The 12,940-nt window shown below is 70.4% G+C and carries 8 protein-coding genes; 5 read left to right on the top strand and 3 right to left on the bottom strand.

Annotation, left to right across the window (positions count from 1 at the left end; genetic code table 11):
• Positions 1-22: 22 nt before the first annotated feature.
• Together M1203_RS15185 and M1203_RS15180 are read left to right on the top strand one after the other, a co-directional pair.
• The gene (locus tag M1203_RS15185) at positions 23-4,099 is read left to right on the top strand and encodes a discoidin domain-containing protein (protein ID WP_249950208.1); all 4,077 of its coding nucleotides are present in this window, start codon (positions 23-25) and stop codon (positions 4,097-4,099) included.
• Between the two features lie 104 nt (positions 4,100-4,203).
• Positions 4,204-5,172 (top strand): aldo/keto reductase family oxidoreductase, encoded by a 969-nt coding sequence (locus tag M1203_RS15180; protein ID WP_249950207.1) that lies wholly within the window; start codon positions 4,204-4,206, stop codon positions 5,170-5,172.
• 154 nt (positions 5,173-5,326) lie between these two features.
• Here the strand turns inward: M1203_RS15180 and M1203_RS15175 are convergent, their stop codons facing one another.
• On the bottom strand, positions 5,327-7,849 hold the full coding sequence (locus tag M1203_RS15175) for an SdrD B-like domain-containing protein (protein WP_249950206.1): 2,523 nt from the start codon (positions 7,847-7,849) through the stop codon (positions 5,327-5,329).
• A gap of 264 nt (positions 7,850-8,113) precedes the next feature.
• Here M1203_RS15175 and M1203_RS15170 point away from each other — a divergent pair, with 264 nt between their 5' ends.
• A complete protein-coding gene (locus M1203_RS15170) occupies positions 8,114-8,812 on the top strand; it encodes a hypothetical protein (RefSeq protein ID WP_249950517.1) in 699 nt (232 codons plus the stop codon).
• Between the two features lie 7 nt (positions 8,813-8,819).
• Here M1203_RS15170 and M1203_RS15165 read toward each other — a convergent pair whose 3' ends face one another.
• A complete protein-coding gene (locus M1203_RS15165; RefSeq protein WP_249950205.1) occupies positions 8,820-10,172 on the bottom strand; it encodes a nitrous oxide reductase family maturation protein NosD in 1,353 nt (450 codons plus the stop codon).
• 87 nt (positions 10,173-10,259) lie between these two features.
• On the opposite strand from M1203_RS15165, the gene M1203_RS15160 reads away from it, so the two are divergent.
• Positions 10,260-11,417, top strand: coding sequence for a Dyp-type peroxidase (locus M1203_RS15160; protein WP_249950204.1), 1,158 nt, complete (start codon positions 10,260-10,262; stop codon positions 11,415-11,417).
• Positions 11,418-11,472: 55 nt separating this feature from the next.
• Here M1203_RS15160 and M1203_RS15155 read toward each other — a convergent pair whose 3' ends face one another.
• Positions 11,473-12,438 carry a pirin family protein gene (locus M1203_RS15155; protein ID WP_249950203.1) on the bottom strand — a complete coding sequence of 322 codons (966 nt, stop codon included), beginning with the start codon at positions 12,436-12,438 and terminating at the stop codon, positions 11,473-11,475.
• Positions 12,439-12,553: 115 nt separating this feature from the next.
• Between M1203_RS15155 and M1203_RS15150 the strand changes: the two genes are divergently transcribed.
• Entirely contained in the window at positions 12,554-12,898 is a 345-nt protein-coding gene (locus M1203_RS15150) for a tetratricopeptide repeat protein (protein WP_249950202.1), read from the top strand.
• Positions 12,899-12,940 lie beyond the last annotated feature (42 nt).

The raw sequence follows: 12,940 nt of genomic DNA, 5'->3' as shown, positions 1-12,940 counted from the left end.
CCTGGAATGGATCACGTCACTCATGTCTGACCAGTCATCTCACCCTTCCCGCCGGTCCGTTGTCGCGACCGGTTCGACCCTGCTCGCGAGCCTGGGGCTCGGGGGCGTGTTCTCCGGAACGAGTCACGCCGCGGGGTCCCCGGTCACCGCGGTCGAGGCCGGGTCCCGGGGCGAGCTCGCGGCGTACCGGCCCGTGGAGGTGTCGTCCGTCGACTACGCCCCCACACCGGGCGAGTTCGTGGTGGACAGGCTCAAGTCCACCGGCGTGCGGGGCAGTGGGTGGCGGGCCGCGGGCGGTGATCCGCAGTGGATCTCCATCGATCTCCAGGCGGAGTGCGAGGTCGATTCCGTACGGCTCACCTTCGAGGCGACCGAGGACGACCCGGTCTTCACGCCGTCGACCAGCGGTAATCCGCGGGACAACACCACCGGCCAGGAAATCCTGTCCAGCTGCGCGGTGGCCTTCACCATCGAGACGTCCCGGGACCGGCGCGCGTGGACCACCGTGTACCGCACCGTCTCCGGTGTCGGTGGGGTGGCGGAGATCGAGCTGACCGAACCGGTCAAGGCGCGCTGGGTGCGGATGACCGTGACGAAGCGGTCGAACGCCAACCCGCTGGGCCTCAACGGCTTCGAGGTCTTCGGCACGGCCGGGGGCCGCAGGCCCGCGGTCAGTGGGTGGACGGACTGGGGCAGCCACGACCACCGCCCGCCCGCGTTGGAGGTCTCCGACGACGGAACGGTCCCGCTGGAGTCGGGCTGGACGCTGACGATGGATGACTGGGCCGGTGCCGAGGGGGCCGAGCTGTCCCGGCCCTCGGTCGACACCAGCCGCTGGCTGCCCGCGACCGTGCCGGGCACGATCCTCGGTTCGCTGGTGGACCAGGGCCATCTGCCCGACCCGGTCGCCGGGATGAACAACCTCCACATCCCCGAGGCCCTTTCGCGCCACGCGTGGTGGTACCGGCGCGGCTTCCGTCTGCCGCGCGAGCTGCGCACCGGCCCCGGCCGCCATGTCTGGCTGGAGTTCGACGGCGTCAACCACCAGGCCGACATCTGGCTCAACGGCACGCGGGTGGGCGGGCTGACGTATCCGTTCGCGCGCTCCGCCCACGATGTGACACAACTGCTGGCCTCCGGCGGCGAGCAGGCGCTCGCCGTACGGATCACGCCCATGCCCTTCCCCGGGAGCCCCGGGGACAAGAGTGAGGCGGGCCTGGCCTTCGTGGACGCCGGGGCCACCATGATGAACCGCAACTCCCCCACGTATCTGGCCGCTTCCGGCTGGGACTGGATGCCGGCCGTACGCGACCGGGTCTCGGGGATCTGGAACCATGTGCGACTACGCTCGACGGGGCACGCGGTCATCGGTGACCCGCGCGTGGACACCACACTGCCGGGGCTGCCCGACACCGGCACGGCCGAGGTGACGATCGTGGTGCCGGTACGCAACGCGGACTCCGCCGAACGCCGTGTGACCGTGACCGCGTCGTTCGACGACGTACGGGTCTCCAGGACCGTCACCGTGCCGGGCGGCGCGAGCACGGACGTGGTCTTCACGCCCGCCGAGCACGCGCCGCTACGCGTGCGCGACCCGAAGCTGTGGTGGCCCAACGGCTACGGCGAGCCCGCCCTGCACGATCTGACGCTCGTCGTGACCGTCGACGGCGCGGAGAGCGACCGGCGCACCACTCGCTTCGGCATCCGCCAGTTCGGCTACGAGTACGCGGTGCCTCTCCCGTTCGGTGGCGGCACCGACACGTATACGCAGTCGGTCGACGTGGGCGCCAGGACGGCCCGATACGTACGCGTCAGGTGCCTGACGCGCGCGACCGACTGGGGCTCGTCGCTGTGGGGCCTCTCGGTCATCGACAGCGCCGCGCCCGGCACCGACCTGGCCCTGCACAGGACCGCCACCGCGTCGTCCGTCGACGAAGCGGGCCATGAGGCCGAGCACGTCACGGACGGGGACGGGAGAACACGCTGGGCGTCGGCGTTCGAGGACGACCAGTGGATCCAGGTGGACCTGGGCGAGCCCGTGTCCTTCGACCGGGTGGAGCTGCGGTGGGAGCGGGCGTACGCCAAGACGTACGTGGTGCAGGTCTCGGACAACGGCGACACCTGGACCGACGCGGAATCGGTCGACAACTCGGCGGTTCCGCTGCCGTTCGGGAACGCCAACGCGAGTCTCCAGAGTGTCGACATCGGCGCCCGCCAGGCCCGGTATGTGCGGCTGAACGGCGGTGAGCGGGCCACCAGCTGGGGCTCCTCGCTGTGGAGCCTGTCGGTGGTCGACAGCGCCGCGCCCGGCACCGACCTCGCCCTGCACAAGACCGCCACCGCCTCCACGGAGGACGGCGGCAACAAGGCGGCCAACGCCACCGACGGCAAGGCCGACACCCGCTGGTCCTCCGCGTACGAGGACAACCAGTGGATCCGGGTGGACCTCGGCGAAAGCGTGTCCTTCGACCGCGTCGTCGTCGTGTGGGAGCCGGCCTACCCCAAGACGTATGTCATCCAGGTGTCCGACGACGGTGACACCTGGACGGATGTGAAGGCCGTCGACAACACCCCCGAGCCGCTGAAGATCAGTGTCAACGGCGTGCGGGTCTTCTGCCGGGGCGGCAACTGGGGGTGGGACGAACTGCTGCGCAGGATGCCCGCCGAGCGGATGGACACGGCGGTGCGGATGCACCGGGACATGAACTTCACGATGATCCGCAACTGGCTCGGCAGCAGCAACCGGGAGGAGTTCTTCGCCAGTTGCGACGAGTACGGGCTGCTCGTGTGGAACGACTTCCCGAACGCGTGGGCCATGGACCCGCCGGATCACGACGCGTTCAACAGCCTGGCGCGGGACACCGTGCTCCGCTACCGCGTCCACCCCAGTGTCGTCGTCTGGTGCGGTGCCAACGAGGGCAACCCGCCCGCCGCGATCGACACCGGCATGCGCGAGGCCGTCCAGTCGCAGGCACCGGGCATCCTGTACCAGAACAACTCGGCGGGCGGCATCATCTCCGGCGGCGGCCCGTACGGCTGGATCGATCCGGAACGTTATTTCTCCCGGTCCACCTACGGCGGCGGCCACTTCGGCTTCCACACCGAGATCGGCATGCCCGTGGTGTCGACGGCCGAGAGCATGCGCAGTCTCGTCGGCGACGAGCCGGAATGGCCGATCGGCGATGCCTGGTACTACCACGACTGGAGCACCCGGGGAAACCAGGCTCCGCAGAACTACCGTGCCGCCATCGAGGCCCGTCTCGACACGGCGAAGGACCTGGACGACTTCGCCCGCAAGGCGCAGTTCGTCAACTACGAGAACGCCAGGGCCATGTTCGAGGCATGGAACGCCAACCTGTGGCAGGACGCCAGCGGGCTGATGCTCTGGATGTCCCACCCGGCCTGGCACAGCACCGTATGGCAGACATACGACTACGACTTCGATGTCAACGGCACCTACTACGGGGCGCGCAAGGCCTGCGAGCCCGTCCATGTACAGGCCGACCCGGAGAAATGGGAGGTCACGGCCGTGAACCACACCGCCCGTGACCTGACGGGTGTGACCGTCCGAGCCCGCCTCCACGATCTGTCCGGGCGCCCGCTCGGGACGGAGCGCCGTGCGAAGCTCGATGTCGCCGCGTCGACCACGGCGACCGCGTTCGCCGCGGCTTTCGGACCGGACCTGCCCGACCTGCATCTGCTGCGGGTGAGCCTGGAGGACAGCAAGGGCAGGCCGCTGTCCCGGAACACGTACTGGCGCTACCGCGAGCCGGCCGACATGCGGGCGCTGAACACGTCCAGGACGGTCAGGATCACGGCCGACCTGGGTCATGTCTCCCGCTCCGGGACGCGACGCGGCATGACCGTGACCGTGCGCAACCGGGGCGCCGTCGTCGCGTCGATGGTGCGGCTGTCGCTGCTCGACGCCCACGACGGCCGACGGGTGCTGCCGACGCTGTACAGCGACAACTACCTGTGGCTCCTGCCCGGTGAGTCCCAGACGGTGACGCTGTCCTGGCCCGCGGACGCCCTTCGCTCCGGACGGCCCGCCCTTCGGACGGAGGGATACAACAGCGCGCGGACGCTGACGCGCGCGTAGCTTCCGGCGCGGACCGGCCGCCGGGGGCCGTGCCACGGACGTCGCCCGGAACAGACCACGACGTCATTTGTCCCACGTGCCCGCCTGTGGAAGGCTGACCGCCCGTGACAACGCGAGCGGAAACAACCCAGGGGCCGGGCGACGAGCGGCTGTTGTACGGATGCATGGGGCTCGGCGGAAGCTGGGACACCACACCGTACGGCGCGGCGGACATCGCCGAGGCCGAGGCCGCGGTCGAGGCGGCACTCGACAGTGGGATCACCGTGTTCGACCTGGCCGACATCTATCGGCACGGAAAGTCGGAGGCGGTGTTCGGTGAGGTTCTCACCCGGGCACCCGGGCTGCGCGAGCGCATCGTGGTGCAGACCAAGTGTGGAATCCGGTTGGCCGACGGCGACCGGCCGGGCATGTACGACCTGCGGGGTGAGTCCATCGTCGGCCGGGTGGAGGAGAGCCTCGGCCGGCTGCGGACGGACGTCATCGACGTGCTGCTGCTGCACCGGCCGGACCCGCTGGCCGATCCCGAGGACATCGCCCGCGCGCTGACCTCGCTGCGCCGGCAGAAGCTGGTGCGCGCGTTCGGAGTGTCCAATATGAGCGCCGCGCAGATCTCGCTGCTCCAGGCGCATCTGGACTTTCCGCTGGTGGCCAACCAGTTGGAGATGAGCCTGCACCGCAGGGACTGGCTGGAGGGCGGTGTGCTGGTGAACACGCCGGAGGAGGTGTCCGTCGGCTTCCCCCAGGGGACGTTGGAGCACTGCCGGGCCAACGGGATCCGTCTCCAGGCCTGGGGCGCTCTCGCGCGGGGCCGCTTCACCGGTCTCCAGGAGACCCCCACGGAGCAGGCTACGGCGCGGCACGTCGCCGCACTCGCCGAGTCGAAGGGCACCACACCGGAAACGATTCTGCTGTGGTGGCTGCGGAGGCACCCGGCCCGTATCGCTCCCGTCGTCGGCAGCGCCAGGCCCGAGCGCATCCGCGCGTGCGGCGACGCGGCGCGGCGGGAGCCCGAACTCACTCACGAGGAGTGGTACGAGCTCTGGATCACCGCGCGCGGCGCCGCACTGCCGTAATCGGCCGGACAGACGCACGACGCATCGTCCGCCCATCGCCGGGGACGATCCCGCTCGTTCGAGCGTCACCCGGACGACCCCGACCGCTGCCGTTGATCAAGTCGGTCATGCCGACGGGCCGGTGCGTCGCACCGGCCCGTCGGGGTTTCGGATGTCAGCGGTGCCTGGCGCGCCGCTTTCGGCTGATGAGGACGGCCGCCGCTCCCGCACCGAGGAGCAGGGTCACCAGGGCGAGCATCTCTCCCAGGTCGGACGTGCCGGTGTTGGCGAGGGATCCCGGTGGCCGGCCGGCCGGTGCCGGGGTGTTGGGCGCCGGGCCTGTCGGCGGCGCCTGTGTCGGAGTCGGTGTCGGAGTCGGAGTCGGTGTCGGGGATGGGGACGGAGATTCGGGCGGCGTGGGCGACGGCGATTCCGGCTGCGGGATGTACACGCCGGCGTCGATCGTGTGATCAACCCCTCCCGGCTTGGCCGGTGCGGTGACCGGGGCGTACCCATTGCACAATCGGCCGGTGGTCGGCGGGGTCACATTGGAGTCATGTACCCGGTCCTCACCGACCCGCGGCAAGGTGAACCGCAGTTCGGTGGCGGCCGGTTGGCCCGGCACCTCGGTGGTGTCCGCGGTGCACACATCGAACTGGACGGTGTACTTGGCGCCCGGTGTCAGCTCGTACTCCGCGCCGACGCCACCGAAGTAGTACTCGCCGGCGGCATCGGTCGTGGTCGTGGCGACCTGCTTGCCATCGGCGTCCAGCAGGTTGATCGTCGCATCCGGCAGCAGCACCTGCCCGGGGTCCTGGACGCCGTTGTGGTCGCCGTCGTACCACACCACGTTGCCGATCTGGATCGGCGCGTTCGCCGCGGCGTACGCGATGTCACCGAGACCACCGGCCTTGCCGAACCCGTTCTGACCGACGAACTCGTAGGCGTTGGCGGCCGGGGCGTTGCCGGGGCCGAGGCCGGTGGCGATGTCGTAGTAGCCGGTTCCGCTGGTGCCGACCCGGCCGGTCGGGTCCATCTGCGTGCTGACGACCCACTGCTGCTGCGGGATGTAGGCGACCGATCCCAGCGCGGACTCCTGGTGCGGTCCGGGCTGGGTCGCGGAGCCGCCGTTCGGGAAGAAGTCACCCGGGAAGTACTCGACGACGCCAGGGGGCTGGACCCCGTCAACAGTCGGGTCCGTGGCGTGGTCGGGGCAGCTTCCGGTGCCTTCCCACTCGTACTCACCGGTGGGCGTGGCGCATGCCATATTGATGTCGCCGCCGGCCATGCCGTTCTGCGGGGTGTTGTTGCCGGGCCTCGGGTCCAGCCCGCCCCAGCTCACCACGTCCATGAACCGGTCGCGGAAGCCGAGGATCATCGAGCCGTCGCGGGCGAAGGCCGTGGTGGCCAACTCCGGCTGCGGATTGATCATCGCGCCGGTCACGAGAAAGCTGTCCCAGTCGTCCAGGTCGGTGTTCCACGGGTTCCAGTGGTTGACCTGGTCGCGGCCGGAGTTGGTGGTGAAGACGCTCCCTCGCTCGAAGTCCAGGGGCTGGGACAGGACGGTGGTGAACTCCTCGCCGTCGTAGGTGGCGACGACGGCCTTCAGGTCCGAGCGTTGCTGGGTGCTCTCCGCGCTGCACACGCCCCCGACATACAGGGTGTTGTTGTGGGCGGCCAGGCTGAACGGACGCCAGTCCTCGTCCGACGCGCAGCCCGGGTCGGGGATCGGTACGGTCGCCTCGGGCGCCGAGGCCGTGGGCTCGGTCGCGTCGAAGCTGACCAGGCTGCGGGTGAGCAGGTTCACGGCGTACAGGGTCGAGCCGTCTTCCGACAGGGCCAGGCCGCCGATGCTCTCCTTGCCCGGTGCGTCGGTGAACCCGGCGTCCTTGATCAGGTTGTCGGTGTCATGCGGTGTCTCCGTGGCGCCCGGCACCTTCGCGAACAGCTTCGGCGCGCCCCCGCCGTCGGTCGGCACGGTGTAGATCGCGCCACCGCCGTCCGGCCCGTACTCGGTGTAGCGCCGCGCGAACGCCGACTGGAACAGCTGGTCGCGGTACTTGTCGTAGGCCAGCCCGAAGGTCGTGCCCACCTGGTCCTGGGTGTTGAGCACCTCGGGGCATGCCTGCGGGTCGGGACAGTTGCCCCGGGTGTCCGTCCCGAACGCCACCAGCGCCCGGGTGTCCGTCCCGCCTGCACCGTTCTGGACCGGCACGAAGTAGCGGGAGTCGGGCAGTGTGTAGTCGGCCGGGTTCCAGACCCCGGTGATCACCGAGTCGTCCTTGCCGTCCGAGACGTCCACGAACGTGGTGAAGCTGTCGAAGTGGTTCGGCGCGGTCGAGGCGGGCGCCGCCCGCAGATAGTCGCTGTACGGTGCCGGGACGGTGACATCGACCCGGTACCGGCCGCCGGTGAGCTCGTTCGACGGCGGCACGATGACCTTTCCGGTGGCATCCGTGACACCGGTGACGTGATGGCCGGCGGAGTCGGCGACTTCGACCTTCATTCCCCGCTGCGGCACGTCCATGGTCGAGTTGACCACTCCGGTGCCGAAGAAGTCCCGCAGCACCTGCACGGTCAGGGTGCCGTCAGAAGCCGCCGCGCCTGCCTGTCCGGCGCCGGTCAGGATCGCGCCTGTGCCGCCCCCCACCAGTAAGAGGCCTGACAGCCCTAACCGCACCACTCCACGTAATGGCATGGCATTCCTTTACCTCGTCCTACGCTGATGTTAACTCGGCAGAATCCAGCGCGAGTTTACAAGTGACGATACGTCATGTCCGGTAAACGCAGAGTTTGCTGGTCTCCCGGCGAAGACCTGTTACAGTCGCGCCGCGTGCGGAGCATAAGAGCGCGGAGCAGCGACAGCAAGCAGGGTCTCCAGGGACACGAGCCGGACCGACGCCGACGGTGGCCGAGGCGACGACGGCGGGCGGCCGCCGTCATCGGCATCACGGCTGCCGCCATGGCCGCCGTCGCCGCCTTCGTCCTCCTCGGCGACAGCGGTGGCCCCGCCTCCCCGCGGGCGCTGACCTCGGACGAGGTGAACCGGCTGGCGGTCACGCGGTTCCTCAACTACCAGGCGGGGGGCCGTGCGGTGACGATCACCGTGCCGAACGCCACCGGCGGGCTGGTGATCACCGGATCCATCGATTACCGCACCCACACCGGTTACGGGGTGGTGCGCGGGACCGGGCGCGACACGTCCAGCGACGGGCTGATCCAGTGGACGGCCACTACCGTCCTTGTCCACCCCATGAAGGACCCCCCGGCAACCGCACCGGAGTCGCCGCCCACGTCCGGTTGGTACAGCCGTCAGCTGCGGACATCCGGTATGTCCCTGGACAGCTCGCTGGCCATCGCGCTCCGCCTCGGCAACGACCGGCCGGACAACGCCGCACTGCTGCCGCAGAACGGCGCCGCATGGGTCGGGCGGGACACGGTGCACGGCCATCGGACGGACATCATGAACGGGCCGGACGCCGATACCAAGGCGGGTTCGGCGGAGACCGTGCGCTACTGGATCGGCTCGGACGGCACCATGTACCGGGTGCAGGTCGATATCGCCTCCGAGTCGCAGCCGGCGGTCTTCGACTTCGACCCCCGGACGTACGTTCCCGTCAAGCCGGTCCCCGGAATCACACCGGCGCCGGGGCAGTCGTAGCCGCCCCTCACGAGTTCCCCACCCGCGCTCGGGCGGCGAGCAGCGACGCCGACGGCAGCGCGATGTCCGCGATGTCCGGCAGCGCCGGAACGTCCGGCACGGCGGTGGCGCCTGTGGTGGTGGCCCCCGGGAACTCCGGCTGCGGGCCCGGCGCGGCCACGTCGGTGAACGGGATGCCCGCGGGCGCCGTCGGACTCGCCCAACTGCCCGAGGGCGTGCGTGAGGTGGCGGGAACCGGGCAGGGCGCGGTGTCTTCGAGCCCGGCCGGTACGGTCCTGCGAAGCACGTTCCCCCGCAGGCAGTTGCCCTGTCCGCCGGTGGCGGTGGGAAACGTCCAGCCGATGTCGACGCCGTTGGCGGTGAAGGTGTTGCCCACGATCTGGTTGCGGTCCGCCGTCAGATCGGCGGTCGCGGTGATCATGAGCCCGGCGTTGGTGTTGCCGGTGATCCGGTTGCGGATGAACTGGTTGTCGCTGCCGCCGTCGACGCCGATACCGAGGCCCCAGCCGCCGTCGGCCTGTTCGGGGGTCCGCGACTGCTGGTTGTCCGCGATCAGGTTCCCGGCGATGACGGCGTCGCGCTGCGGCAGCAGTTTCTCCTGGTGGTCGGAGTTGGTGGTCAGTCCGACGCGATTGCCGACCAGACGGTTGCCGACCACATACATGTCGCCGCCGGCGTTGGTGCCTTCGTAACCGACCGCGTTGAGTTCGGCGACATTGTCCCGCACCACGATCCGACACGGCTTGCACTGGCCGACATAGATCCCCGAGTCCGCGCCGCCCGACGCGTAGGAGTGCTCGATGACACCGTTCTGCGCGGAGAACGCGTAGATGCCGTAGAGACCGTTGCGGGTCGCGGTCACATGCGAGACCTGGAACGACTTCAGGAGGCGGACGGGTTCGTCGCCGGTGTCGTAACCGCCGCTCCCCGGCAGGCCGTTGACCGCCGCCGCCGAACCGGTGACCAGCACCCCGTTCTGCGTGTTCTTCTGCACGGTCAAGTTCTGCACGGCCACCCCGGGCGCGGTGACGACCACCCCGTTCGGCCGCCGCAGCTGCCCGTCGATGACCACCTTGTGCCGGGACTCGCCCCGCAGCGTGATACGAGCCGTGTCGATCCTCACCGACTCGCGGTACACGCCCGGGGCCACCAGCACCAGATCACCGGGGTGGGCCAGGGACACCGCGTCCGAGATCGTCGGGGCGTCGCCGGGCACACGGATCGTCACCCGCGCACCCTCCGGCCGTTGGCCCTTGCCCGATCCGTCGTCGCCGCCACCGCCCCCGCCACCGCTGCAACCGGCCACCAGTGTCAGTGCGCCCAGTAAGGCCGCCATCACGCGAAGAGCTGATCGAGACATGATCCCAGTCTGGCACGGCGGCGAATTCCCCGCCGGAATAGAGAAGTTGAACGGCGGACGCGAGGTGGGTATGGCAATCTGCACCTCATGAACCGCGCCGATCGCCACCCGTCACGCCGCGCGTTCCTCGATGTCACCGGCGCCACGGTGGCCGCCGGTCTCATCGCGGGATGCTCATCGGACTCCGCCCGGCCGGGCCCGCCCGCCCCTTCCGCGGCGGCCACGCCCACGACGGTTCCGGCGACGGGCCGGCATCAGGCGGGCGTCACGCTTCCCCGCTCCGCCCAGCGCAACCTGCTGGCCGTGGTGGCCGACCTCGACACCTCGGGGGCGCCCGGCCCGTTGCTGGCGGAACTCGGCGAGGCCGTCCTCGCCCTCACCGCCGGGTCCGACCCACGGCTGCTGGGCCTGTCCCCGGGCGACCTGACCGTGACCGTCGGCGTGGGTCCGCGGCTGGTACGGTCGGCCGGTGCCGCACTGCCCGGCGCGGTCGACCTCCCGCGGTTCTCCCGCGAGCGCATCGCCTCGCGGGCACGCGGCGGTGACTTGCTGATACAGATCTGCGCCGACGACGCGCTGCTCCTGCCGGTCGTCGCCGCCGCGCTCCTGGACCAGGCCGGCGACCGCGTCCGCGAACGCTGGCGGCAGAGCGGGCGCCGCGGTGCGAACGTGCCCGTCGCCGAGGGCGTCACCGCGCCGCGCAATCTGCTCGGTTTCATCGACGGCATCGTGGGCCCGCACACGGCGGCCGAGCAGGAGCGTGACCTGTGGCTGGCCGGGCCCCCCGCCGTCGCCGGGGGCACCCTGGCCGTACTGCGGCGCATGGAACTCGACCTGACACGGTTCGCCGCCCTGTCCGTCGCCGAGCAGGAGGCGGTCTTCGGGCGGCGCCGGGCCAGCGGCGTACCCCTCTCCGGCGGCACCGTCGCCTCGGGCCCGGAACTCGGCGCCAAGACGCCCGACGGGCGCTATCTCGTCCCCGTGGACGCCCACGTCCGCAGGGCGAACCCCACCGTGGTCGGGGTGGGGCACATGCTCCGCCGTTCCTACAGCACCGACGAGCCCGCCCCCGGCCTGCTCTTCATCAGCTTCCAGAACGATCTGCGGACCTTCACGGCCACGCTCAGCCGCATGGACGCCTCCGACGCGCTGCTGCCCTTCACGACCACGACCGCCGGCGCGACCTTCCTGATCCTCCCCGGCTTCGACCAGCGGGATCCGCTCGGTTCCGGCCTGTTCGGCTGACCCCGCCGTTCCGGGCTCGACACGTCACAGCGGACGACGACCGCTCGGCCGCGCGTCAGCGCACCCGTCCACGGGGTTTCAGCGCCACCGGCGGGAGTTCGGGGGCGGGCAGCCGGTCGCCGTCGTAGCCGTACACCTCGCCGAAGCGGGAGCCCTCCATCCAGTTCCTGCGCGCCTCCTCGATCTCCTCGTGCGAACGCCCGATGAAGTTCCACCACATGACGATCTCCTCCTCGAAGGGCTCGCCGCCGAGGAGCATCAGTCCGGCGTCGGACTCGGCGCGCAGGGGGAGTTCCGTGCGGCCGCAGCCGAGGTAGAGCATCGATCCGGGCAGTACGGGTACGCCGTCGACCTCGGCCTCGCCGGACATGGCCAGTACGGCGTATTCGAAGTCGGGGTCGAGCGGCAGCCGGGTTTCGGCGCCGTGGGCGAGGGCCAGGTCGGCGCCGACCAGGGGGCTGTAGGTGGTGCCCGGCGAGACGGCGCCGTCGAGGGCGCCGAGGATGACGGTGGCGATCAGGCCCGGGGCGGTGACGACGGGCAGGTCCGCGTGGTGCTGGAAGTGCGGGGTGACCTGGCGGTGGGCGTCCGGGAGGGCGACCCAGAGCTGGGCGCCGTGCAGGAAGCGGGCGTGTGAGCGCGGGCTCTCCTCCGAGTGGGAGATGGCCCGGCCGGAGGTCATCAGGCCCAGTTCGCGCGGGCGTACGGTCTGGAGGCTGCCCAGGCTGTCGCGGTGCAGCACCTCGCCGTCGTGCAGCCAGCTGACGGTCTGGAGCCCCATGTGCGGGTGGGGCGGCACCTGCATACCGGACGCGTCGGCGATGTCATCGGGCCCGTAGTGATCGACAAAGGCCCAGGCACCCACCATGCGGCGGCCCAGATTGGGCAGCAGCCTGCGGACCTCCGTGGACTCCCCCAGCTGGACCCGGCGCGGGCTCAGCAACTCACGTACCGGTTCGGCGACGACAAAACCGCGACCGCCGCAGACGCTGACGGATGCCTGACGATCAAGATTACTCATGGCGGACAACCTATTCCCGTGGTGCCCGGTCGGGCAGTACCCACACGAAATCGATAGTGGAATGTTCAACCATCTTAGGGTGTTCAGGGTGTACGAAGACGATGAAGGAGGGCACGTGGAAACCACGTACTACGAGTACGGAACGGCCGCCGAGCGCTGGGACCGCGCGCGGCTGTTCTTCGACGCCAAGGAGTACGTCACGGCCGCCCGTATCCTCACCGGGCTGGTGGACGAGGTCCCGGAGCAGGTCGCGCCGCGGCTGCTGCTCGCCCGCGCCTACTACCACTCGGCGCGGCTGGCGAAGGCCGAGACCGAGCTGCGGGCCGTGCTGGAGCGCGACCCGGTGGAGCACTACGCCCGGCTGATGCTGGGCCGGACGCTGGAGCGGCAGGGCAGGGCGGCGGAGGCCGCGCCGCATCTGCGCATGGCCGCCGCGCTGACCGGTGAGTTCACGCCGTAAGGCCGTAAGGCCGTAAGCCGTAGGTCGTGTATCGAAAGTGGC

It is taken from the genome of Streptomyces sp. 35G-GA-8 (assembly GCF_023534745.1).
GTDB lineage: Bacteria > Actinomycetota > Actinomycetes > Streptomycetales > Streptomycetaceae > Streptomyces.
This window is presented reverse-complemented; position numbering and strand designations above follow the sequence as displayed.

What these genes read in the sequence shown, in the direction of transcription:
- M1203_RS15185 (WP_249950208.1), top strand. Translation starts at nt 23, where the DNA reads ATGTCTGACCAGTCATCTCACCCTTCCCGCCGGTCCGTTGTCGCGACC.
- M1203_RS15175 (WP_249950206.1), bottom strand. Translation starts at nt 7,849, where the DNA reads ATGCCATTACGTGGAGTGGTGCGGTTAGGGCTGTCAGGCCTCTTACTG.
- M1203_RS15170 (WP_249950517.1), top strand. Translation starts at nt 8,114, where the DNA reads ATGGCCGCCGTCGCCGCCTTCGTCCTCCTCGGCGACAGCGGTGGCCCC.
- M1203_RS15165 (WP_249950205.1), bottom strand. Translation starts at nt 10,172, where the DNA reads ATGTCTCGATCAGCTCTTCGCGTGATGGCGGCCTTACTGGGCGCACTG.
- M1203_RS15160 (WP_249950204.1), top strand. Translation starts at nt 10,260, where the DNA reads ATGAACCGCGCCGATCGCCACCCGTCACGCCGCGCGTTCCTCGATGTC.
- M1203_RS15155 (WP_249950203.1), bottom strand. Translation starts at nt 12,438, where the DNA reads ATGAGTAATCTTGATCGTCAGGCATCCGTCAGCGTCTGCGGCGGTCGC.